The sequence below is a fragment of the Streptomyces aquilus genome (assembly GCF_003955715.1).
GTDB lineage: Bacteria > Actinomycetota > Actinomycetes > Streptomycetales > Streptomycetaceae > Streptomyces > Streptomyces aquilus.
This window is the reverse complement of sequence record NZ_CP034463.1, coordinates 3193858-3216783: the sequence shown is the minus strand read 5'-3', so window position 1 is coordinate 3216783 and position 22926 is coordinate 3193858. Positions and strand designations below refer to the sequence as shown.

Genomic DNA, 22926 nt, shown 5'->3' with positions numbered 1-22926 from the left:
GTTGAATCGTGGGGCAGTTGAGAGGACCACGTCAAGGGAACCGGTGAAAGTGTTTGCTGTGAGTTTCAAGCCTCTTGCTGTAAACCTTTCGTCAGGGGTACGTTCACGCCGGCGCCGGGCAAAGACGCCCGGCCGTCCCGCAAGGAGCCCCACGTGATATCGAGATGGCCAGCCAGCGCATCCCTCACCGCGCTCGCCGCAGCCGCGGCCCTCGTCCTGCCCGCCACTCCCGCCGCCGCCTCCCCGCCCGGCACCAAGGACGTGACCGCCGTCCTGTTCGAGTGGAAGTTCGCCTCGGTCGCCAAGGAGTGCACCAACACCCTCGGCCCCGCCGGATACGGCTACGTCCAGGTCTCCCCGCCCGCCGAGCACATCCAGGGCTCGCAGTGGTGGACGTCGTACCAGCCCGTCAGCTACAAGATCGCCGGCCGCCTCGGTGACGCCACCGCCTTCAAGAGCATGGTGGACACGTGTCACGCGGCCGGCGTGAAGGTCGTCGTCGACACCGTCGTCAACCACATGTCGGCGGGCAGCGGCACCGGCACGGGCGGGTCGTCGTACAGCAAGTACAACTACCCCGGCCTGTACTCCTCCTACGACTTCGACGACTGCACCTCGACGATCAGCGACTACACCAACCGCGCCAACGTCCAGAACTGCGAACTCGTCGGCCTCGCCGACCTGGACACCGGCGAGGAGTACGTCCGCGCCACCATCGCCGGGTACATGAACACGCTGCTCGGCTACGGCGTCGACGGCTTCCGCATCGACGCGGCCAAGCACATCCCGGCGACCGACCTCGCCAACATCAAGTCGCGCCTGTCCAACCCTTCCGTGTACTGGAAGCAGGAGGTCATCTACGGCAGCGGCGAGGCCGTCCAGCCCACCGAGTACACGGGCAACGGGGACGTCCAGGAGTTCCGTTACGCCTACGACCTCAAGCGCGTCTTCAACAACGAGAACCTCGCCTATCTGAAGAACTACGGCGAGGGCTGGGGGTACATGAGCAGTGGCGTCTCCGGTGTCTTCGTCGACAACCACGACACCGAGCGCAACGGCAGCACGCTCAACTACAAGGACGGGGCGAACTACACCCTGGCCAACGTCTTCATGCTCGCCTACCCGTACGGCGCCCCGGACATCAACTCCGGCTACGAGTGGTCGGATGCCGACGCCGGGCCGCCCAACGGCGGAACGGTGAACGCCTGTTGGCAGGACGGCTGGAAGTGCCAGCACGCCTGGCCGGAGATCATCCGCATGGTCGCCTTCCGCAACGCCGTGCGCGGCACGGCGGTCACCAACTGGTGGGACAACGGCGGCGACGCGATCGCCTTCGGGCGGGGCAGCAAGGGGTTCGTGGCCATCAACCACGAGGCCGGCAGCCTGAGCCGTACGTACCAGACCTCGCTGGCCGCCGGTACGTACTGCAACGTCCAGAACAACACGACGGTGACCGTGAACTCCAGCGGGCAGTTCACCGCCACCCTGGGCGCCAACACCGCGCTCGCGATCTACAGCGGCAAGTCCAGCTGCTGAACCTCCCCCTGGGGAACTGAAAGGTCTTTCCGTTACTTTCAAGACTCTTGCTGTAAGCCTTACGGCGGCGATACGGTCGCGCGGGGTCGGACCCACCCAGAGCCGTAATCGCAAGGAGCCCATCTGTGATACCGAGATGGCCGACGCCGTCGAGGCGCCGTACCGCCCATGCCGGACGGGTCGCCGCGGTCACCGTCACCGCGCTGGCCGCAGCGCTCGTCCAACCCCTCGCGGCGCAGGCGGACACACCGCCTCCGCCACCGTCCGACGCCAAGCTCGCCGCCGAGCCGGCCCGCCACGACTCCACGCGCGAGCAGTTCTACTTCGTCCTGCCGGACCGTTTCGCCAATGGCGACACCGGCAACGACAAGGGCGGCCTGACGGGCACCCGCCTCAGCACCGGCTACGACCCCACCGACAAGGGCTTCTACCAGGGCGGCGACCTCAAGGGCCTGACCAGGAAGCTCGACTACATCAAGGGGCTCGGCACCACCGCCATCTGGATGGCGCCGATCTTCAAGAACCAGCCCGTGCAGGGCACCGGGGCCAACGCCTCGGCCGGCTACCACGGTTACTGGATCACCGACTTCACCCAGGTCGACCCGCACTTCGGGACCAACAAGGACCTGGAGAACCTCATCTCCAAGGCGCACGCCAAGGGCATGAAGGTCTTCTTCGACGTCATCACCAACCACACCGCCGATGTCGTCGACTATGAAGAGAAGTCCTACGACTACCTCTCCAAGGGCGCGTTCCCGTACCTGACCAAGGACGGCGAGCCGTTCGACGACGCCGACTACGCGGACGGCTCCAAGAGCTTCCCCGAGGTCGACGCGGACTCCTTCCCGCGCACGCCGACCGTGTCCAAGAACAACAAGGTCCCGTCGTGGCTCAACGACCCCACGATGTACCACAACCGCGGCGACTCCACCTTCGCCGGTGAGTCCTCCACCTACGGCGACTTCTCCGGCCTCGACGACCTGTGGACCGAGCGTCCCGAGGTCGTCAGCGGCATGGAGAAGATCTACCAGCGGTGGGTCAGGGACTTCGACATCGACGGCTTCCGGATCGACACCGTGAAGCACGTCAACATGGAGTTCTGGACCCAGTGGGCCACCGCCCTCGACTCCTACGCCGCCCGGCACGGCCGCGACGACTTCTTCATGTTCGGCGAGGTCTACTCCGCCGACACGTCGATCACCGCGCCATACGTCACCCAGGGCCGCCTCGACGCCACGCTCGACTTCCCCTTCCAGGAGGCGGCACGGCAGTACGCCTCCCAGGGCGGCAGCGCACAGAAGCTGGCCTCCGTCTTCGGCGACGACTACAAGTACACGACCGACAAGGCCAACGCGTACGAGCAGGTCACCTTCCTCGGCAACCACGACATGGGCCGCATCGGGTACTTCCTGAACCAGGACAACCCGAAGGCGACCGATGCCGAACTGCTGAAGAAGGACAGGCTCGCCAACGAGCTGATGTTCCTCAGCCGCGGCAACCCGGTCGTCTACTACGGCGACGAGCAGGGCTTCACCGGCTCCGGCGGCGACAAGGACGCCCGCCAGACGATGTTCGCGTCGAAGACCGCCGACTACCTCGACGACGACGAGATCGGCACCGACCGCACCCACGCGAGCAGCGCCTACGACACGAGCGCACCGCTGTACCGGCAGATCAGCGCCCTCGCCAAGCTCCGCAAGGCCAACCCGGCGCTCACCGACGGCATCCAGACCGAGCGCTACGCGGCCGACGGTGCGGGCGTGTACGCGTTCTCCCGCACCGACGCGAAGACCGGCCAGGAGTACGTCGTCGCTTTCAACAACGCCGGTGAGGCCAAGTCGGCGACGTTCGGGGTCGGTTCGGCCGGCATGGCGTACCAGGGCATCTACGGTGGCGACGCTTCCGTGAAGTCCGACGCCGACAGGAAGCTCACCGTCACCGTCCCGGCCGGCTCCGCGATCGTCCTCAAGGCGGCCGCCAGGCCCGCCAGGTCGGCCACCGCGCCGACGATCACCCTCAAGGCCCCGGCCGCCGGTGCCACCGGCACGGTCACGCTCTCCGCCGATGTCGACGGGGGTCAGCTCAACCGCGTCGTCTTCGCCGCCCAGGCCGGCAACGGCACGTGGCGGACGCTCGGCTCCGCCGACCACGCCCCGTACCAGGTCACGCAGGTGATCGGCAAGGACGTACCGGCCGGAACCGCCCTGCGCTACAAGGCGGTTGTCGTCGACGCGCAGGGACGCACCGCGAGTGCCCGCGCCGCGTCCACCACCGGCACCCCGCCCGCCGAAGAGGTCCCCACCGCCTCGTCCCGCGACTACGCGATCGTCCACTACAAGCGCGCGGACGGCGACTACGCCGACTGGGGCCTGTACGCCTGGGGCGACCTCGCCGACGGCGAGGCCACCAACTGGCCCGCCAGTCACCCCTTCACCGGCCGGGACGCCTACGGCGCCTTCGCCTACGTCAAGCTGAAGCCCGGCGCCTCCAGCGTCGGCTTCCTGGTCATCGACAAGGACGGGAACAAGGACGTCTCCGCCGACCGCTCGATCGACGTCACCGAGACCGGCGAGGTGTGGATCGAGCAGGGCAAGACGGACGTCCTGACCGAGAAGCCGGACTACCCGGCGCAGGACAAGACCAAGGCCGTCCTCCACTACCACCGCGCGGACGGCGACTACGACGGCTGGGGGCTGCACGTCTGGACGGGCGCCGCGAACCCCACGGACTGGTCGAACCCGCTCAAGCCGGTGAAGACTGACGCCTATGGCGCGGTTTTCGAGGTACCGCTCACCGACGGTGCCACCAGCCTCAGTTACATCATCCACAAGGGCGACGACAAGGACCTCCCGTCCGACCAGTCGCTCGACCTCACGGCCGACGGGCACGAGGTGTGGCTGTTGAACGGCCAGGAGAAGTACCTGCTCCCGCAGCCCGCGGGCGCCGCGGCCGCCCTCGACCTGACCACCTCCAAGGCGGTCTGGATCGACCGGAACACGGTCGCCTGGAACGGCTCCGACGCGGCCGCCTCCACCCAGCTGCTCTACAGCCGCGACGGCTCGATCACGGTCAAGGACGGTGCGCTGACCAGCGACGACGAGCGCTGGCTGCGGCTGACGAAGACGAGCCTCACCGACGCCCAGAAGGAGAAGTTCCCGCACCTGAAGGCGTACACCGCGTGGACCGTCGACCCCCGCGACCGCGACCGGGTGCGTCAGGCCCTCAGCGGTCAGGTCGTCGCCTCCCAGCGCGCGGCCAACGGTGCCGTCCTCGCGGCGACCGGCGTCCAGATCGCCGGCGTGCTCGACGACCTGTACGCGGACGCGGCGGCGAAGGCGGACCTCGGGCCGACGTTCAGCAAGGGTCGCCCGACGCTCTCGGTCTGGGCGCCGACCGCGCAGTCCGTGAAGCTGGAACTCGACGGCTCCACCGTCGCGATGAAGCGCGACGCGAAGACCGGCGTCTGGTCCGTCACCGGCCCGAAGTCCTGGAAGGGCAAGGAGTACCGGTACGTCGTCAGGGTCTGGGCGCCCAGCGTCCGGAAGCTCGTCACCAACAAGGTCACCGACCCCTACTCGGTCGCCCTGACCACTGACTCCGCGCGCAGCCTCGTCGTCGACCTCGACGACAAGTCCCTGGCCCCGTCGGGCTGGACGTCGTACACCAAGCCGAAGGCCACCCCGCTCAACGACGCGCAGATCCAGGAGCTGCACATCCGGGACTTCTCGATCGCCGACAGGACGGTGGCCGCGAAGGACCAGGGCACGTACCTCGCCTTCACCGACAAGGACAGCGACGGCTCCAAGCACCTGCGTCAGCTGGCGAAGTCGGGCACGTCGTACGTGCACCTGCTGCCGGCCTTCGACATCGCGACCATCCCCGAGAGGAAGTCCGACCAGGCGACCCCCGACTGCGACCTCGCCTCCTACCCGGCCGACTCCGACAAGCAGCAGGAGTGCGTGGCGAAGACCGCCGCGAAGGACGCCTTCAACTGGGGCTACGACCCGTACCACTACACGGTCCCCGAGGGTTCGTACGCCACCGACCCGGACGGCACCGGGCGCACGGTCGAGTTCCGCAAGATGGTCAAGGCGCTCAACGACGACGGGCTGCGGGTCGTCATGGACGTCGTCTACAACCACACGGCGGCGAGCGGGCAGGCGGACACCTCCGTCCTCGACCGCATCGTCCCCGGCTACTACCAGCGGCTCCTGGCCGACGGTTCGGTCGCCAACAGCACCTGCTGCGCCAACACGGCGACCGAGAACGCGATGATGGGCAAGCTGGTCGTCGACTCGATCGTCACCTGGGCCAAGGAGTACAAGGTCGACGGCTTCCGCTTCGACCTCATGGGCCACCACCCGAAGGCCAACATCCTGGCGGTCAGGAAGGCCCTCGACGAGCTGACCCTCGCCAAGGACGGCGTCGACGGCAAGAAGATCATCCTGTACGGCGAGGGCTGGAACTTCGGCGAGGTCGCCGACGACGCCCGCTTCGTGCAGGCCACGCAGAAGAACATGGCCGGCACCGGCATCGCCACCTTCTCCGACCGGGCCCGTGACGCGGTGCGCGGCGGCGGGCCCTTCGACGAGGACCCGGGCGTCCAGGGCTTCGCCTCCGGCCTCTACACCGACCCCAACTCCTCGAAGAGCAACGGCACTCCGGCCGAGCAGAAGGCCCGGCTGCTGCACTACCAGGACCTCATCAAGGTGGGGCTGAGCGGCAACCTCGCGCGGTACGCCTTCACCGACACCGACGGCAAGCAGGTCACCGGCGCCCAGGTCGACTACAACGGCCGGCCCGCCGGGTACGCGGACGCGCCCGGCGACGCCCTCGCCTACGCCGACGCGCACGACAACGAGTCGCTGTTCGACGCGCTGACGTACAAGCTGCCCGCCACGACCAGCGCCGACGACCGCGCCCGGATGCAGGTCCTCGCCCTGGCGACGGCCACCCTCTCGCAGGGCCCGGCCCTCTCCCAGGCGGGCACCGACCTGCTGCGCTCCAAGTCCCTGGACCGCAACTCCTACGACAGCGGCGACTGGTTCAACGCCATCCACTGGAACTGCGCGGACGGCAACGGCTTCGGCCGGGGTCTGCCGATGGCGGCCGACAACGCGTCCAAGTGGTCGTACGCCAAGCCCTTGTTGGGGCAGGTGAAGGTCGGCTGCGAGCAGATCGAGGGGGCCTCGGCGGCGTACCGGGATCTGTTGAAAATCCGTTCGACGGAGGCCGATTTCTCCCTGGACACGGCCGCGCAGGTGCAGTCGAAGCTGTCCTTCCCGCTGTCCGGGAAGGACGAGACGCCCGGTGTGATCACCATGGAGCTCGGTGACCTGGTCGTGGTGTTCAACGCGACGCCCCAGACGCAGGAACAGCGGGTGGCCGCGCTGGCCGGGACGGCGTACGCGCTGCACGAGGTCCAGGCGACGGGCGCGGACTCTACCGTCAAGCGGTCTTCGTACGAGCCGGTTTCGGGCACCTTCGCGGTTCCGGGGCGCACTGTGGCGGTATTCTCCCGCAAGTCCTGACAACGGCATTACCTTGGTGGAGCAGACCCGGTCCGGGTCTGCTCCACTGTGTGGTCCAAGGGCGCTGAACACATGGACGTCGACGGAAACCTGACAGGCACGACCGTCATGGTCGTGGACGATTCGGAAGCAAGCCGCTACGCGATGAGCACCCTGCTGAGCCGGGCGGGGCACCGCGTCGTGCCGGTCGCCAGCGGTGGCGAGGCGCTCGCCGAACTCGACGTACGGCTGCGCAAGGGCACCCTGCCGGACGTGGCCCTCGTCGACGTGGGGCTGCCGGACATGAGCGGCTTCGACCTGTGCCGCCGCTTCAAGGAACGGCCCCACACCGCCGGGCTGCCCGTCGTGCACTTCTCCGCCGCCCAAGTGGCCCCGGTCGACTGCTGCGAGGGCCTGGACGCGGGGTCCGAGGCCTACCTGAGAGTGCCCGCCGAGCCCCTGGAGATCGAGGCGGTGGTCCGGGCCGCCGTGCGCAACGCACGGGTGCGGGCCGACGACCGGGCGCTGGTACGACGGCTGACCCTGCTGTCGGAGACGATCGTCACCATCCAGGCGGCGCGCTCCTTGCAGGAACTCACCGACGCGGCCGCCGAGGGCATCTCGCGGGTCACCGGCACCCCCGCCGTCGTCTTCGTCCTGGACCAGGAGGACCGGCTGTACCGGGGCCTGTCCCGGGACCGCATTCCGGTCGCCCTGCCGGACGCCGGGGCCGACCGTACGGTGGCCGCACTGCTGCGGCGGCTCACCCGCGGGCAGGGCGGCGGGGTGCAGCTCACGACGGTGCCCTCCCCGCTGTGGCCCGCCGGGTACTTCCGGCCCGGTGTCGAGCACGACGCCCGGCTGGCGCTCGTCCACACGCAGGACGGCCGGGCCACGGTGTGCCTGGCCGCGCCCGCGCGCGGGATGCGGCGGATGGGCCCCGAGCGCGAGAGCCTGCTGGCCCAGCTGACCCAGGCCACCGCGTTCGCCGCCGAACCGCTGCTCATGTACCAGGTGGAGCGGCATGTCGCCCTCACCCTCCAGCACAGCTTCCTGCCCCAGCCGCACCGGCTGCCCGAGCTGCCCGGCATGAACGTCGTGGTCCGCTATGTGCCCGCGTCCCCGGAGACCGAGATCGGCGGCGACTTCTACGCGGTGCTGCGGACCTCCGAGGGCGTGCTCACCGCGGTCGGTGACGTCGTCGGGCACTCGCTGGACGCGGCGACCGTCATGGTGGAGATCCGGCACGCGCTGCGCGCCTACGCCGTCGAGGACAGCGACCCGTGCGTGCTCGCCGAGCGCCTCGACCGGATGCTCCAGCGCTACCACCCCGACCTCACGGCCACGGTCTGCATGGCTCTCGTCGACCCCGCCACCGGGCGCACCCAGGTGGCCAACGCGGGCCACATCCCCCCGCTGATCGTCCGCGACAACGGCAGCGCCGACTACGTCAAGGCGGCCGGACCGCTGCTCGGCATCGGCCTGCCCCACCCGCCCGTCACCGAGCTCTTCCTCGAACCCACCGACCGGCTCCTCATGGTCACCGACGGCCTGATCGAGACCCGCGGCACCGACCTCTCGGCCTCCATGGAACACCTCCGCGCGGCCGCCGTCGGCTCCCTGCCCGGCCTGGACGCCCTGTGCGACACCCTCCTCGCCTCCTTCGGCCACGACCGGGAGGACGACATCGCGATGCTGGCGCTGCGGCTAGGCTGAAGCCCGTTGACCTAGCACAGGAGTGCCCATGCCGCAGATCACCGTCGACTACTCCCGGACGATCACCCCCGCTTTCGACCGGGCCGGTTTCGCCCGGGCGCTGCACGAGGCGACGGTCGAGATCGCGGCGGCGAAGCCGGAGGCGTGCAAGACGCAGTTCCGGGCGAGCGAGTTCACGGCCTTCGGATACGAGGACCCCGATGAGCACGGCCACGCCGTGGTCCATGTCACCCTCGGTCTGCTCGCCGGGCGCACCGAGGAGACCAAGGCCAAGCTGACGGAAGCGGTCCTGGAACTGCTGCGCAAGCACATCGAGGTCGACCCTGGCACCGTGCTGCACGCCTCCGCCGAGGTCCGTGAACTCGACGCCTCCTACCGCAAGTTCTAGGACGCCAGCGCGATCAGCCGGCCCACCAGGTCGGCGAACGGACCGTCGGCCGGCTCGTCGCGGAGCATGACGCGCACCAGCGCGCCCATCTCCTCGTCGTACGCGGCGCTGACCGCGGCGAGCGCCGCGAAGTCGCGCACCAGCTGCGCCTCCAGCTCGCCGCGCGGGATGCGCCGGCCGTCCAGCCAGATCAGTGCCGTCGACTCGGCGAGCGAGATCCAGGAGCGGACGACCAGTTCCAGTCGCGCGGGCGGTTCCGTGATGCCCAGATGCGACAGGATCTGTTCGTACGCGGCCTGCCGTACGGAGTCGATGAGGGCGTTGGTCGCCGTGGAGCCGACCGCCGGGCCGCCGCGCATCAGGGCCGCGAAACCGGGCCCGTGCTCGTCCACGAAGTCGAAGAAGCGCCGCATGACCCGGAGCAGCCGCGCCCCCAGCGGCCCTTCCTGCGGCTCGACGAACCGGCCCGCCAGATCGTCCGCCGCACGCTTCAACGCGGCCTCGTACAGGCTGAGTTTGCCGGGGAAGTAGTGGTAGACCAACGGGCGCGAGATGCCCGCCGCGGCCGCTATCTCGTCGATGGACACGTCATCGGGCGAGCGCTGGCTGAACAGTTCGAGGGCGACGCCGATCAGTTGCTGCCGCCGCTCCTCGACTCCCATTCTTCGCCGTACCCCGGTAGTCATGCGAACACCTTACCGATCGGATCCGGCCCGGAACGGACCGGTCCGAACCCTGGATGTTCACATATCCAGCACGAGCCGCTCACTTCGTGCCCGTGAAACGCAGATGAGCATCGAGTCATCCCGCTCGGCATCGGTCAGCAACTCGTCCCGGTGGTCCACCTCGCCCTCCAGCACACGCTGTTGGCAGGTCCCGCAGAAACCCTGTTCGCAGGAGTAGAGCGTGTCGGGCAACTCGGCGCGCACGGCGGCCAGTACGGAGGAATCGGCCGGCACGGTCAACATCCGTCCAGTGCGCCGGAGTTCGAGCTCGAAAGCGCCGCCCGGCGCCGCGGCCCGCGGGGTGAACCGCTCCGACCGCACCTGCGGGAAGCGCTCTTCGACCGCCGCCATCAGCCCTTCCGGTCCGCAGCAGTACACGGCGGCACCCTCGGGCACCTCCAGCGCGTCGAGGTCGGGCATCCCGGCCACGACGCTCACCCGGTCCAGCTTCTCCAGCTCCGCCACGAACGGCATCGACTCCCGCGACCGCCCGCAGTACAACAGCCGCCAGTCGGCGCCCGCCGGCAGGGCCCGCAGCATAGGCAGGACGGGGGTGATCCCGATGCCGCCCGCGACGAAGACGTACGACTCCGCCTCGACCAGCGGGAAACGGTTGCGCGGCCCGCGCACCTCGATCTCCATGCCCTCGGCCAGCTGCTCGTGCACCTCGCGCGAGCCGCCCCGCCCGTCCTCGACGAGCCGCGTCGCCACGGTGTACGAGGAGGTGTCCGCCGGGTCCCCGCACAGCGAGTACTGCCGTACGAGTCCCGACGGCAGCACCAGGTCGAGATGCGCGCCGGGCTCCCAGCGCGGCAGGTCCCGCCCCTCCAGGCGCAGTTGGACGACCCCCTCGGCGACCTCCTCGCGTGCGGCCACCAGCAGCCGGAGCGCCCGCGACCGGGGCCGCCCGGAGACCGGCTCCTCCAGGGCGGGCATCGGCCACAGCGGCGAGACCCGGATACGGCGGCGCATGGCCCGCCGGGCGAGCAGCGCGGCCCCCGCGACGACCGCGACGGTCAGCGGCTTCGGCATCAGGCGGCACCCTTCTCGGCGGCCAGCGCGGCGGGGGACTGGGCGAGATAGGCGACCGCCTGCGCGGTGCTGCCCTCCTGGGAGGGGTGGTAGGCGCGGCTCAGATAGCGCGGTATCGACCGGAGCATGTCGCCGGTCGCGGGCAGCACACCCTGCCGCCCCCGGACGTAGAAGTCCTTGAAGCCCGCCCTGCCGTCGACGAGCGTCGGGTCGTTCTCCATGAAGAACCGGGCCCCGCGCTGCCACAGGAACACCAGTGTCGCGAAGGCCAGCGCCCAGGTCCGCACCCGGCGCCGGTAGCCGCCGTCCACGTGCATGAAGAGCTCGAAGGCGACCGACCGGTGCTCGACCTCCTCGGCGCCGTGCCAGCGCAGCAGGTCCAGCATGGTCGGATCGGCGCCCCGCCGGTCCAACTCCTCGGCGTTCAGCACCCAGTTGCCGAGGAACGCGGTGTAGTGCTCGATGGCCGCGATGGTGGCCACCCGCTCCATGAGCCACCACCGGCGCGCCCTGCCCGGCGGCAGTGTCCGGTCGCCGAGCAGCTTCTCGAAGAACCAGTCGATCTGCGCGGTGTACGGCGTCGGATCGAGGCCCAGCTCCCTCAGGTGCGGCAGGACCTCGTCGTGCGCCTGGGAGTGCATGGCCTCCTGGCCGATGAACCCGATGACGTCCTCGCGCAGCCGCTCGTCCCGGATGAGCGGCAGCACCTGCCGGTAGACGTGCACGAACCAGCGCTCGCCGGCCGGCAGCAGCAGGTGGAGCACGTTGATGGTGTGGGCGGCGAAGGGATCACCGGGCACCCAGTGCAGCGGGGTGTCGTCCCAGGAGAAGGACACCTTGCGGGGCTTGAGGTGCACCCGGTCCTGCGTGTTAGACATGGCGTCAATGTACTGACGGGTAGGGCGAGCGGGAACCCCTGTGCGGCCTGTTATTTACACCGACGTCAGCAAGCGGGGCTCAGCGCAGCCCGTTGATCGCCCGCCCGTCGGCCAGCGTCCCCTTCAGCCCGGCCTGCGCCCCTTCCTTGGCCTTCACCGCCAGCAGGTTCCCCTGGCCCGAGCCGCGCACCGCGCCGGTCGTGCTGATCGACGCGGTGTTCTTGCCGCCCGCCGCCAGCAGGTACCAGGAGCCCGACCCCGACTTCCACAACACGCCCGCCAGCACGTTCGGGTCGCGCGGGCCGCACGCCGGGACGTTCTCGGCCTGCGCCGCGACCGCCCCGTACGCCGAACCCGGGGTGCGGAACTGCGCCAGCGCGCGGGTCCCGCCGCCGCGCCAGGTCTCCGCGCGCGTGCACACCCAGTCCGCCGACCCGCCCGCCTCGGGCAGCGGCTGCTCGGCGTACGCCCACGCGTTCACCGTCCGTACGCCGGCCGAGCGCATCGCGCCCAGCGAGCAGGCGTACGGCGCCCAGGTGCGCAGCGCCTCCGCGCCGGACGCCTCGTGCACCGCGCCGGGGCGGCCCGTGGTGAGGCGGGCCGGGACCAGTTCGCCGAGGTCGCTCATCAGGCGGGTGCCGGAGCGGTCCGTCAGCTGGAGCACGTTCCAGGACGTGCAGCCGCCGTTCTGCTGGGCCGGACCCGCCAGCGGCGAGGTGACGCCCTCGGTCAGGGTCAGGTCCATCGCACCGGAGCCGGGCTTCAGCAGGTCGCGCTCGGCGGCCTTCTTCACCCAGGGCGCCAGCAGATAGCGGACGTTGCCGTCGGCCCGGCCCAGCACGACCGCGCTCGCCTCACCCGGAGTGGCCCCGTCGACGCGCGCGAAGTCGAGGGCGGCGCCCTTGGTGCCGTCCTTCGGCTCGGCGTAGCGGGCGATGCGCAGACCGTCGTAGAGGATCACCACGCGCGCGTTGTCGACGAGTCCCGCGTACAGCAGCTGCGGCGGGCCGGCGGGGCCGCCGGACGGGGTGCCGGGGGTCGCGGAGACCTGGACGGTCTCGCCGGGGCGGGCCCAGACGGCGAGGGCGCGGCGCAGCAGCGCGGTGTCGTGGGCGAGTTCGCCGCGGGCGGGCCAGACGGAGAAGTCGTTGCGGGAGGCGGCCTGCCAGGCGGTGGCCGGGACCCGGGTCAGGTTGGCGGTGTCGAGGGCGGCCTGCGCAGACGGGTTCCGCGCGTACGCGGGCGCGGCGGCGCCGTCGGGGCCCCAGCCGCCGCCCGGCAGCCCGAGCAGCGCCCCGCACACGGCGACCGCCGCCGCGGCGGCGAGCGCGGCCTTCAGGTGCTGCCTGCGGCGCATCAGGTCGGTGGGGCGGGCCTGGAGCGAGCAGGCGTCGAACTCGGGGGAGTCGAGGAGGGCGTACTGGGCGGGCACCTCGGCGGCCTCGTCCAGCGCCTCGTCCGGGTCCGCCACCCCGGCCTCGGTCAGCACCCGGCGGACGTCGCCGTCCGGGAGCCGCTCCAGACCGCGCAGGACGTAGGCGGCCCGGGCCTCGCCGGACAGCGCGGACAGCCGCTGGTCCAGGGCGAGTTCGTCGGCGCCGCCCGAGCGCGGGAAGAGCCTCAGCCCCCACACCTGGGGGAGCAGCGGCGGGAGTTGGGAGCGCTTGGGCCAGGCCCGGAAGGTCAGCGGCAGGCCCGCCTCCAGCGCCGTACGCAGCACCTGGAGGCGGACGAAGGCGTACCCCGGGTCGCCGTCGCGGCCGGTCGACTGGGCCGGGATGGCCGGTGTCGAGGCCCGGCCGCGCGGCAGGGCGCGCTGGGTGAGGGCGTGTGCGGTCAGGACCCGCCGGTTGCGGCCGAGGCCCGGCGGCAGCACCAGATAGGCCAGCCGGACCAGCCGTGGGTAGTGCTCGACGAGCGCGGCCTCGGCCTGTTCGACATCGACGAACGGCTCGGCGGAGGCGGACGGTGCGGGGCGCGGGGCGACATCCTGTGACTGCACGTTCAGCAGAACGAGCGAATCGTGCGTTGGTCACCGCCGCCCGGGCGACTCAGTCGTCGGGGTCGACCAGTGCGCGGGCGTAGTTGGCCATCGACCGCTGGTAGCGCGGCAGATGCGGGGCCAGGGCGCCGAGGACGAGGGAGAGGCCCTCGCGGTCGCGGCCGAGGCTGGACAGGCACAGGGCGAGACAGGCTCGTACGGCGTCGTCCAACTCGTCGGAGGGGGCGTCCAGTTCGGGTGTCAGGAGCTTGACGCCCTCCTCGGCCTGGCCGAGGTTCCGCAGTGAGCTGGAGAGCTGGATCTTCGCGCGGCGCCCCTTGTAACCGGACAGCCCGCGTGCCAGCGCCTCCCGGTACAGCGGCGCCGCCTTGTCCGAGTGGCCGGTCGAGTCCCAGGCGCAGGCCTGCTCGAAGGGGCCGAGCGGACTGTCGTCGGGGAGTTCGGCGACGAGGGCGTCGATCACCGCGCGGAAATCCGCGGCCCGCTCCTCGGGATAGTCGTCGAAGGTGGCCCAGGCGGCCGTCACGCGTTGTTCCCAGTTCTCGTTCACCGGCACACTTTCGCACAGGCGTACCCACTGGGACAGCCGATTTGAGCGCGGCGTGCTCCCCGGCCGTATGGAAGGGGACGGGCACCCAGGCCCACGGGAAGGTTCCGGAGGAACAGATGAGGTTGACCCGACCGATGCTCGCGGCGACGGCAGCCGCGGCGGTCCTCGTGCTGGCGGGCTGCGGCTCCGGCGACGGCGACGACAAGGCCGCCGTGCCGGAGACGGCGAGCGGCAGCCTTGAGCACCTCGCCGCGGAGGTGGGCTGCAAGCCGACCATCCAGATCGACGCCGACGAACTCCGCCAGGCCTCGTGCCGCAAGAGCGACGCCCACGGCAAGTTCCTGCTGGCCACCTTCGCCACCGACCGCGGCCAGCGCGAGTGGATCGACGGGGCCAAGGACTACGGCGGTCACTACCTCGTCGGCCGCAAGTGGGTGGCCGTCGGCGAGACCGAGAACGTGACCGCGACGCTGCGCGAGACGCTCGGCGGGAACATCGAGGAAGGCCAGGACCACACCGCGCACTCCGGTCACTGAACGCGCAGAACACGAAAGAGCCGGCGGTGGGAATTCCCACCGCCGGCTCTCTCATGCGCTAGCTAGCTCACTGGCACCGCTGGCCGGTGTTGATGCAGTTGACCATCTTGTTCATCGTCTGCGTGGAGAAGAAGTTGATGAAGTCGTTGTGGTCGGTGATCGGCTTGTGCAGGTTCTCCGGGAAGGTGTCCACCGCGTACGGCTGGATCACCTGGCCGTTCTGGAGCTTCGGGGCCGGGACGTTGTAGACGAGCCGGACCTGGAGCTGCGGGATCGCCTTGAAGCCGTTGGCGCAGGAGCCGTCGGCCTGGACGAACGCCACGTGCGTACGGTGGTTGGCGCTGTCGATGTTCTTGCCGTCCCAGCAGCTCTGGAAGTTGGTCGTGCGCACCACCTGGCTGCCCTGCGGGCAGATCGGGTACTTGTCGTGCAGCTGGACCTTGTTCTCGAAGCCGGTGCAGCTCCAGTTGACGTTGGCGTTCGCGTTGCCGTTGACGAAGGCCTTCGCGTCACCGGTGATGATGCGCAGGGCCGTCGGCATCGCGACGACGTTGCCCTTCTTGTTGCCGACGAACTTGATCTGCGCCTGGGAGGCCTGAAGGATCTTGCCGACGTTGCCTTCCTTGCCGCCGCCGTCCTTGTTCTGGTCGAAGTCCTGCGTGCCGTTCTGAAGGCGCAGCACCGGCCAGAAGTACGAGGACTTGTCGCCCTGGTTCTGGCAGGTGGTCTGGGCCCCCGCCAGCTCCTGGTCGCTCGCGAACGCGTCGTTGCTCTGGTTGCCGACGTAGTCGTGCAGGTGGTGGGCGCCGTTGCTGACACCGGGCGCCACGATCACGTTGTCCGTGTTGTGGTTCTTGTTGCCGTTGGTGCCGCACTTCGTGATGAACACGCCCCGGGAGCCGGAACCGCCGTTCGCCTTGAGGCCGTTCTGGCCGACGCCCAGCTGCGCGTTGGCCTGCACCTTGGTGATGTCCACGAAGTCGGCGGCCGTCGGGCCGTTACCGCCCTGACCGTTCTGCTGCTGGCCGCCGTTCTGCTGGCCGCCCTGCTGCTGACCGCCGTTCTGCTGCTGGCCGCCCTGCTGCTGGCCGCCGTTCTGCTGCTGGCCGCCTTGCTGCTGGCCGCCGTTCTGCTGCTGACCACCCTGACCGGCGTTGGTCTGCGGCTGCTGGGCCGGGATCCCGGTGCAGGCGGCGAGCTGCGACAGGTTCGCGACCTGTCCGCCGGCCCGCTGGATGTTGATCCGGATGCGGTCCAGAGCGGCGGACCGCTTTTCCTTCAGCGGGCCGAGGATCGCGTTCTGCACGAACCCGGAGTCGCCCGCCTGCGCCTGGCGCGTGGACGCCAGCCGGGCGTACGCCTCGGTGATCTGCTTGTCGAGGTTCGCCAGCTCCGTACTCACGCCGTTCCGGGCGCCGTTCGGGACGTTCGTCAGCTTCTGGCCGACGTCCGGGCACTGGATCGTGGCGATCTGGGCCCCGGCGGCCTTCACCTGGTTCTGCCCCGAGCTCGACTCGTGAGCCGATGCGTAGAAGTTCGCCCAGACAAGCCCGCCCCCACCGAGCGCTAGGGCTGCCGATCCGGCCACGACCTTGGTGGTCATCGACGTACGGCGTTTGCGATTGTTGCGTCCCATGGAACTCCTCTGACTTCCTTGCGGGGCATTCGAGGCGCCCGACAGGAGTGAAGCGGCGTCGTTCCATACGGACGCGGTCCCACGGGTGTTCACGCGTCTCTCATAAAAATCAGAGGATTACCCGGCAGTCCCGCCCCAACAGCCGCTTGAGCAGCAGAAGTTACGGAGAATCAGCGGCCGCTCACCGGCCCTGGTCCAGATAGGCGAGGACCGCCAGAACGCGACGATTGTCGTCGTCCGACACCTCGAGGTCCAGTTTGGCGAAGATGTTGGAGGTGTGCTTGGCAATGGCCCGTTCTGTGACGACGAGCTGTCCCGCGATCGCCGCGTTGGACCGGCCCTGCGCCATCAGCTCCAGCACCTCCAGCTCGCGTGGGGTCAGCCGGCCCAGCGGCTGGTCGGCGGCCGCCCGCCGGGTCAGCAGCTGCTGGATCACCTGCGGGTCCATGGCCGTGCCGCCCGCCGCCACCCGGTGCACCGCGTCCACGAACTGCGCCGCGTCGAACACCCGGTCCTTCAGCAGATAGCCCACCCCGCCCGTGCCGTCGGCGAGCAGCTCACGCGCGTACAGCTGCTCCACGTGCTGCGAGAGCACCAGCACGGGCAGCCCGGGTCTGGCCCGCCGGGCCGTCAGCGCGCACTGCAACCCCTCGTCGGTGTGCGTGGGCGGCAGCCGTACGTCGACCACGGCGACGTCCGGCTCCAGCTCGGCCAGCGCGCGGGTGAGCTCGGGGCCGGACTCGACGGCGGCGGCGATCTCGAAGTCATGGGCTTCAAGGAGCCGGACCAGCCCGTCCCGCAGCAGGAACAGGTCTTCGGCTAGGACAACGCGCAAGGGATCTCCATGGTGACCATGGTGGGACCGCCCGCGGGGCTGCTGACGGCCAGGACGCCGTCGAATGTACCGAGCCGCCGTTCGACCCCGGCCAGTCCCGACCCGGCCCCGATCACCGCGCCGCCCTTGCCGTCGTCGGTGACGCTGATGCGCAGGGTGCCGTCCTTGTGGTGCAGGTCGATCCAGAGCCGCTGGGCGTCCGCGTGCTTCACGGCGTTGGTGAGGACCTCGCTCACCGCGAAGTACGCCGCCGACTCCACCGGCGCGTCGGCCCGCCCGGGCAGCTCCACCGTCACCTCGGCCGGCAGCGGCAGCCGCAGCGCCAACGCCCGTACGGCGTCGCCCAGTCCGCGCTCGGCGAGCACCGGCGGATGGATGCCGCGCACCAGGTCGCGCAGCTCCGCGAGGGCGTCGACGGAGGACTTGCGGGCCTGCGCGAGCAACTCCTTGGCTTTCTGCGGGTCCTTGTCGAGGAGCAGCTCGATGGTGCCGAGGTCCATGCCCATGGCGACCAGCCGGGCCTGCGCCCCGTCGTGCAGGTCCCGTTCGATGCGCCGCAGTTCGGCGGCGGAGGTGTCCACGGCGTCCTGTCGGGTCTCCGTCAACACCCGTACCCGCTCGGCGAGTTCGCCCTGGCTGGGGGTGAGGAGGGCGCGGGTCAGGCGGAAGTGGGCGCGCAGCACGGGCGCGGGGAGCAGCCGGAACAGCAGCAGGAGGACCAGGGCGAGCGCACCGGCGCCGAACGCGGAGGCCTGCCCGGTGACCGGCACGAAGGCGTACCAGTACCCGTCCGGGAAGGCCCGCCACAGCCCGGCGGCCAGCGCGAGCCCCTCCACCGGGTAGAGCAGCAGCACGGCCGGCAGCAGCGCGGTCAGGAACCCCGCCGTCATGTCGACCGGCAGCCACCTGAGGTCCCGCCAGGTCGCCGGGTCACCCAGCATGCCGAAGGTGCGTCCCCAGGGGTTCGCGTTCGCCGGGAGCGGCCGGTACGCCGACGCGATCCGCACCCCGCCCCACTCGGCGGCGACGACCCGGCGCCAGTCCGCGAACGCCCGTACCCCGGTCAGCACCCACGGGGTGGTGACGATCCCGACGCCGATCGGGATGAGCGCGATCGACACCAGCGACAGCACGAGGCACAGGACGGCACCCGGCAGCGCGACCAACGCCAGCCCGAACCCCCGTACCGCCGCCAGACCCGAGGTCCGCGCCCATGTGCCGCCGCCGCTGTGCTGTGTCTCGATGCTCATGGCAGCAGTCTCGCCGAGGCCCTGCGCCGGGTCACGGGGCTTGGCCACCCGGTCAGGGGGTGGTGCCAGGTACACCCCCGGCAAGCCCCAGTACCTTCGCCTCCACCTCCGGGTCGAGCCCCGCGGCGGGCCGGTCCGGCCGCTGCGGCGCGGTGCCGCCGATCTCCCGCAGCCAGCTCCAGGTGTCGGCGACGGTCTCGGTGACGGGACGGCACGTCAGTCCCGTGTCCAGTGCCTTGGTGACGTCACCGGTGTGCAGGGCCGCATGCAGGTCGCTGCCCGGCGGCACCCACACCGGCAGCTGCGTCCAGGGCTCGATGCCGGCGCCGAGGACGACGTCCGGGTCGGTCCAGCGCAGCTCGGCACCGGAGCCGGTGACCTTCGCGCAGGCCTCCAGAAGGCCGCCCATGGTGGCGTGCCCGCTCGGCCCGACCAGGTTGTACGGCCCGCTCAACTCCCGCTCCACGGCGCCCAGTACCCACGCGGCGAGGTCGCGGACGTCGATGTACTGGAGGGGCAGATCCCGCGGCCCCGGGGCCAGCACGGGCCCGCCCCGCGCGATCCGGGTCAGCCACCAGGGCAGCCGCCCGATGTTCTCGTACGGCCCGAGGATCAGCCCCGCGCGGACGAGCAGCGAGCGGTCCGCGCCGAAGACCTCGGTCGCGGCCAGCTCGCCGCCCCGCTTGTCACGGGCGTAGTCGCTCTGCCCGGCATCGGCCGAGGCGCCCTCCACCAGGGGTGCGTCCTCGGTCAGTTCGGCGGCCGGCGGCCATGCGTACACCGAGCGGCTCGACACGTACACGTACCGCTGTGCGCGGCCCCGCAGCAGCCGCGCCGCGTCCCGCACCGCCAGGGGTGCCGCCGACCAGGTGTCGACGACGGCGTCCCAGGTGTCCGTGCCGGCCAGGGCGGCGAGCCCGTCGGGCGCGGTGCGGTCGCCGTGCAGCGACCGCACCCCGGCCACGGGTGCGTGCCGTCCCCGGTGGAAGACGGTCACGTCCCAGCCGCGCCCGAGCGCCGCCTCGACGACGGCGCGCCCCACGAACTCCGTACCACCCAGCACCAGAAGTCTCATGGCGGAGACTCTGCCTGGTGGAAGGGGTCCGCGTAACGGGTCTCTGCCGTCAGCAGACAGCCTGCCGCGAGGTCAGCGCCCGGTCGGCGGCGCGTACTTGTAGCCGACCCGGCGGATCGTCTGGATCGCCTGCCGGTGCTGGGCGCCCAGCTTGCGGCGCAGCCGGGCGATGTGGACGTCGACGGTGCGGCCGTCGCCCACGTGGCCGTAGCCCCACACGGTCGTGACCAGCTGGTCGCGGGTGTGCACCCGGTGCGGGTTGGCGACGAGGTGGGCGAGGAGCTCGAACTCCAGGTACGTGAGGTCGAGTTCGACGCCGTTCACCTCGGCGGTGCGCTGCACGGTGTCGATGCGGACGAGCGGTTCGTCGTCGCTGTCGGCACCCAGGGCGCCCGGCGCACTCAGGGCGCCGGGTGCACCGGTCGCGGCCGGTTCGGTCGGCAGCAGCGGCTGCTGGTCGGCCGGGACGAGCACCAGGTAGCCGATCATCGGCGGCTGGCCCGGCAGCGTGGGCAGCGTGTGCTGCGGGGCGGGCAGCCAGGTGGCACCCGGCGGCAGGAAGTCCGCCACGTGCAGTACGTCGTCGGGGCCGACGGCCCTGAGCCGGTGCCGGGGGCCGGGCTCGGCCGGGGCGGTGCCGAGGGGGGCGGGAGACAGAGAACGAGTGGTCGCCATGAGGGTCAGCTCTTTCGCGCGAGGAGGTCGTCCCGGGGACGGGTCGTCCCAAGACGTGGATCGACTGCGCGCTGGCCGAAGGCCGGACGGGGTGTGTACGGCTTTAGAGGGCCCGCGCGTTCCTCACGCGGCAACACACCCGGTCGAAGTCGTGGTGCTGACGGGAAGGCCAGAACGGCTCGAGGTCATGGCGACCTGTCGCGGTGGGGTTCTGGAAACTGGCCATGCCCACATTGAAGCAGACACAAGCCCGCAACAGGACCCTCCTCTCACAGCTTGGACGCTTCCTTGACGAGAAACTGACGTCGCGTACGTCACCCCACCAGGCGTTTGCGCCAGTTCAGGGGGCCGACGTCGATGGCCCGGCCCGGACTGCCGTCCCACTGGGTGGACAGCCCGACGGTGGTGAGGGCGGCGACGACCTCCTGGCCGACGGCGGTGGTGGTCTCGTCCGAGCCGTCGAACCCGCCGTAGTAGAGGGCGAGTCCGTGGCCCTCGGCGGCCTGCTCGGTGACCTGCTGATGGAAGAAGACGTATCCGCGCGCGTCCTCCCGCTCGGCGCCGATCTCGCCGGTGCCGCAGCTCCGGCAGCAGGTGAAGTTCTCCCGGGCGGTGATGCCGGCGGCCTCCAGGGCCTCGAAGGCGCGGGTGAGCCGCTCGGGGTCGGTGACCCCCTCCCAGGTCTCCTGCTCGGCCACCCGCTCCAGCCACAGCCTGTCCACCAGCCGCTGCGCCTGGGGCTTGGACACGGGCCGTTCGTCGCCCTCGACCAGGTAGTCCTCGGCGATCTCGGCGAGCACCCGCCGGGTGTCGTACCCGCAGCGCAGCCGCACCCGCACCCGCTCCTCGACCGTCTCCCGCACCTCGTCCGGAAGGTCGGGAACCTCCTCCCGCGGACCCAGCTCGATCAGCTCCCAGTCGACGCCCGCGTCCCAGCCGGCGTCCTGCCGGGCCCAACCGGTCAGAAGGTCCGCGACCCGGCCGAGGTCGGTGAGGTTCGTACCGAAGAACTCGTCATAGCTGCGCCGGTGCTCCAGCCGGTAGTCCCCGCCCTCCTCGTGCCACACCTGGGCGAAGACGTCCGGGAGGTCCGGTATCCGCTGGACGATCAGGAACCGGTCCCGCTCGCCCCCGATCCGCTCCACCAGCCCGCTGAGCCGCTCCGCCGAAATCCGCGCGTGCGTCTGCCAGTTCTCGGTCTCGACCTTGATGTCCAGACCCCCGTCGATCTCCATGCCCCCACCATGTCAGACCCCACTGACAACGCGCCGAGGGGCGCCCACCTGTCGGTGGACGCCCCTCGGGAAACCTCTGCGCGGATCAGCTCTGGCCGGCCTTCTCCAGCGCGGTGCAGCAGGTGTCGACGATCAGCCGCGTCACGACGTACGGGTCGACGTTGGCGTTGGGGCGGCGGTCCTCGATGTAGCCCTTGCCGTCCTTCTCGACCTGCCACGGGATACGGACCGAGGCGCCGCGGTTGGAGACACCGTAGGAGTACTCGTTCCACGGGGCGGTCTCGTGCAGACCGGTCAGGCGGTCGTCGATGCCGGCGCCGTAGTTCTTCACGTGGTCCAGCGGCTTGGAGCCCTCACCGAGCGACTCGCACGCGGTGATGATCGCGTCGTAGCCCTCGCGCATCGCCTTGGTGGAGAAGTTGGTGTGCGCGCCGGCGCCGTTCCAGTCGCCCTTGACCGGCTTCGGGTCCAGGGTTGCGGAGATGCCGAAGTCCTCGGCGGTGCGGTAGAGCAGCCAGCGGGCCACCCACAGGTGGTCCGAGACCTCGAGCGGGGACAGCGGGCCGACCTGGAACTCCCACTGGCCGGGCATGACCTCGGCGTTGATGCCGGAGATGCCGAGACCGGCCTTCAGGCAGTTCTCCAGGTGCGCCTCGACGACGTCACGGCCGAAGATCTCGTCGGCGCCGACACCGCAGTAGTAGCCGCCCTGCGGGGCCGGGAAGCCGCCCTTCGGGAAGCCGAGCGGGTAGCCGTCCTTGAAGAAGGTGTACTCCTGCTCGATGCCGAAGATCGGCTCCTGGGAGGCGAACTTCTCGGCGACCTCGGCCAGCGCGGCACGGGTGTTGGAGGAGTGCGGCGTGAAGTCGATGTCGAGGACCTCGCACAGGACCAGGATGTCGTCGCCGCCGCGGATCGGGTCCGGGCAGGAGAAGACCGGCTTGAGCACGCGGTCCGAGGAGTGCCCCTCGGCCTGGTTCGTGGACGACCCGTCGAAGCCCCAGATCGGCAGCTCCGCGCCCTTGGCGTCGTCCGCCAGGATCTTCGTCTTGGAACGGAGCTTGGCCGTCGGCTCGGTGCCGTCGATCCAGATGTACTCAGCCTTGAAGGTCACGGGCCACATCCTTCGGGGGTGGGTCTCTAGGCGCGCTTGCGGGTGCTGCTGGGTGCTGCGGCGCTGCGGCACTGAAACGCCGCGCTTGGTGTGCGCGAGCCTGTCAACAGGCGATTTCCCGGCCATTGCTCGAATGTGAACCCCGTGTTACCTGCTCGTTCTGTGGCGAGTTTCACGCTGTGAGGGGCGGCGGCGACCGGAGACCGGCCCCGGAAGCCGGCCGCGGGGCCGGT

The 22926-nt window shown here is 70.5% G+C and carries 17 protein-coding genes; 5 read left to right on the top strand and 12 right to left on the bottom strand.

Features of this window, described 5'->3' with window-relative positions; translation table 11 throughout:
• The first annotated feature begins 153 nt into the window (after window positions 1-153).
• The 4 genes from EJC51_RS14830 to EJC51_RS14815 all read left to right on the top strand — a co-directional run bounded on the left by EJC51_RS14830 (window position 154) and on the right by EJC51_RS14815 (window position 9150).
• Window positions 154-1536: an alpha-amylase gene (locus tag EJC51_RS14830; RefSeq protein WP_126271515.1), complete on the top strand. Its 1383-nt coding sequence runs from the start codon at window positions 154-156 to the stop codon at window positions 1534-1536.
• A 125-nt stretch (window positions 1537-1661) separates the two neighbouring features.
• A complete protein-coding gene (pulA, locus tag EJC51_RS14825) occupies window positions 1662-7067 on the top strand; it encodes a pullulanase-type alpha-1,6-glucosidase (protein WP_126271514.1) in 5406 nt (1801 codons plus the stop codon).
• Between the two features lie 72 nt (window positions 7068-7139).
• On the top strand, window positions 7140-8762 hold the full coding sequence (locus EJC51_RS14820; RefSeq protein ID WP_126271513.1) for a SpoIIE family protein phosphatase: 1623 nt from the start codon (window positions 7140-7142) through the stop codon (window positions 8760-8762).
• A 28-nt stretch (window positions 8763-8790) separates the two neighbouring features.
• Window positions 8791-9150 (top strand): 5-carboxymethyl-2-hydroxymuconate Delta-isomerase, encoded by a 360-nt coding sequence (locus EJC51_RS14815; RefSeq protein WP_126271512.1) that lies wholly within the window; start codon window positions 8791-8793, stop codon window positions 9148-9150.
• Here the strand turns inward: EJC51_RS14815 and EJC51_RS14810 are convergent.
• The 5 genes from EJC51_RS14810 to EJC51_RS14790 all read right to left on the bottom strand — a co-directional run bounded on the left by EJC51_RS14810 (window position 9147) and on the right by EJC51_RS14790 (window position 14355).
• Window positions 9147-9836, bottom strand: a complete 690-nt coding sequence (locus EJC51_RS14810) for a TetR/AcrR family transcriptional regulator (RefSeq protein ID WP_126271511.1) — start codon at window positions 9834-9836, stop codon at window positions 9147-9149. The genes EJC51_RS14815 and EJC51_RS14810 overlap by 4 nt on opposite strands.
• Window positions 9837-9893: 57 nt before the next feature.
• A complete protein-coding gene (locus tag EJC51_RS14805; RefSeq protein ID WP_126271510.1) occupies window positions 9894-10907 on the bottom strand; it encodes a PDR/VanB family oxidoreductase in 1014 nt (337 codons plus the stop codon).
• Window positions 10907-11785, bottom strand: coding sequence for a metal-dependent hydrolase (locus EJC51_RS14800; protein WP_126271509.1), 879 nt, complete (start codon window positions 11783-11785; stop codon window positions 10907-10909). The genes EJC51_RS14805 and EJC51_RS14800 overlap by 1 nt, the downstream gene beginning before the upstream one ends.
• A gap of 79 nt (window positions 11786-11864) precedes the next feature.
• Window positions 11865-13787, bottom strand: coding sequence for a hypothetical protein (locus EJC51_RS14795; protein WP_126271508.1), 1923 nt, complete (start codon window positions 13785-13787; stop codon window positions 11865-11867).
• A 49-nt stretch (window positions 13788-13836) separates the two neighbouring features.
• Complete coding sequence (locus EJC51_RS14790) at window positions 13837-14355, bottom strand: tetratricopeptide repeat protein (protein WP_126276953.1); 519 nt, start codon at window positions 14353-14355, stop codon at window positions 13837-13839.
• Window positions 14356-14453: 98 nt separating this feature from the next.
• Between EJC51_RS14790 and EJC51_RS14785 the strand changes: the two genes are divergently transcribed.
• Window positions 14454-14873 (top strand): hypothetical protein, encoded by a 420-nt coding sequence (locus tag EJC51_RS14785; protein ID WP_126271507.1) that lies wholly within the window; start codon window positions 14454-14456, stop codon window positions 14871-14873.
• Between the two features lie 67 nt (window positions 14874-14940).
• On the opposite strand, the gene EJC51_RS14780 is transcribed toward EJC51_RS14785, so the two are convergent.
• The 7 genes from EJC51_RS14780 to glnII form a co-directional block, all read right to left on the bottom strand.
• A complete protein-coding gene (locus tag EJC51_RS14780; RefSeq protein ID WP_126271506.1) occupies window positions 14941-16509 on the bottom strand; it encodes a DUF1996 domain-containing protein in 1569 nt (522 codons plus the stop codon).
• A gap of 181 nt (window positions 16510-16690) precedes the next feature.
• Entirely contained in the window at window positions 16691-17344 is a 654-nt protein-coding gene (locus tag EJC51_RS14775; protein ID WP_126271505.1) for a LuxR C-terminal-related transcriptional regulator, read from the bottom strand.
• Window positions 17329-18594, bottom strand: coding sequence for a sensor histidine kinase (locus tag EJC51_RS14770; RefSeq protein WP_126271504.1), 1266 nt, complete (start codon window positions 18592-18594; stop codon window positions 17329-17331). The genes EJC51_RS14775 and EJC51_RS14770 overlap by 16 nt, the downstream gene beginning before the upstream one ends.
• A 52-nt stretch (window positions 18595-18646) precedes the next feature.
• Window positions 18647-19669 carry an SDR family oxidoreductase gene (locus tag EJC51_RS14765; protein ID WP_126271503.1) on the bottom strand — a complete coding sequence of 341 codons (1023 nt, stop codon included), beginning with the start codon at window positions 19667-19669 and terminating at the stop codon, window positions 18647-18649.
• 72 nt (window positions 19670-19741) lie between these two features.
• Entirely contained in the window at window positions 19742-20344 is a 603-nt protein-coding gene (locus EJC51_RS14760; protein ID WP_126271502.1) for a winged helix-turn-helix domain-containing protein, read from the bottom strand.
• Window positions 20345-20658: 314 nt separating this feature from the next.
• A complete protein-coding gene (locus EJC51_RS14755) occupies window positions 20659-21579 on the bottom strand; it encodes a DUF6891 domain-containing protein (protein ID WP_126271501.1) in 921 nt (306 codons plus the stop codon).
• A gap of 85 nt (window positions 21580-21664) precedes the next feature.
• On the bottom strand, window positions 21665-22693 hold the full coding sequence (gene glnII / locus EJC51_RS14750) for a glutamine synthetase (protein WP_126271500.1): 1029 nt from the start codon (window positions 22691-22693) through the stop codon (window positions 21665-21667).
• Between the last annotated feature and the right edge of the window lie 233 nt (window positions 22694-22926).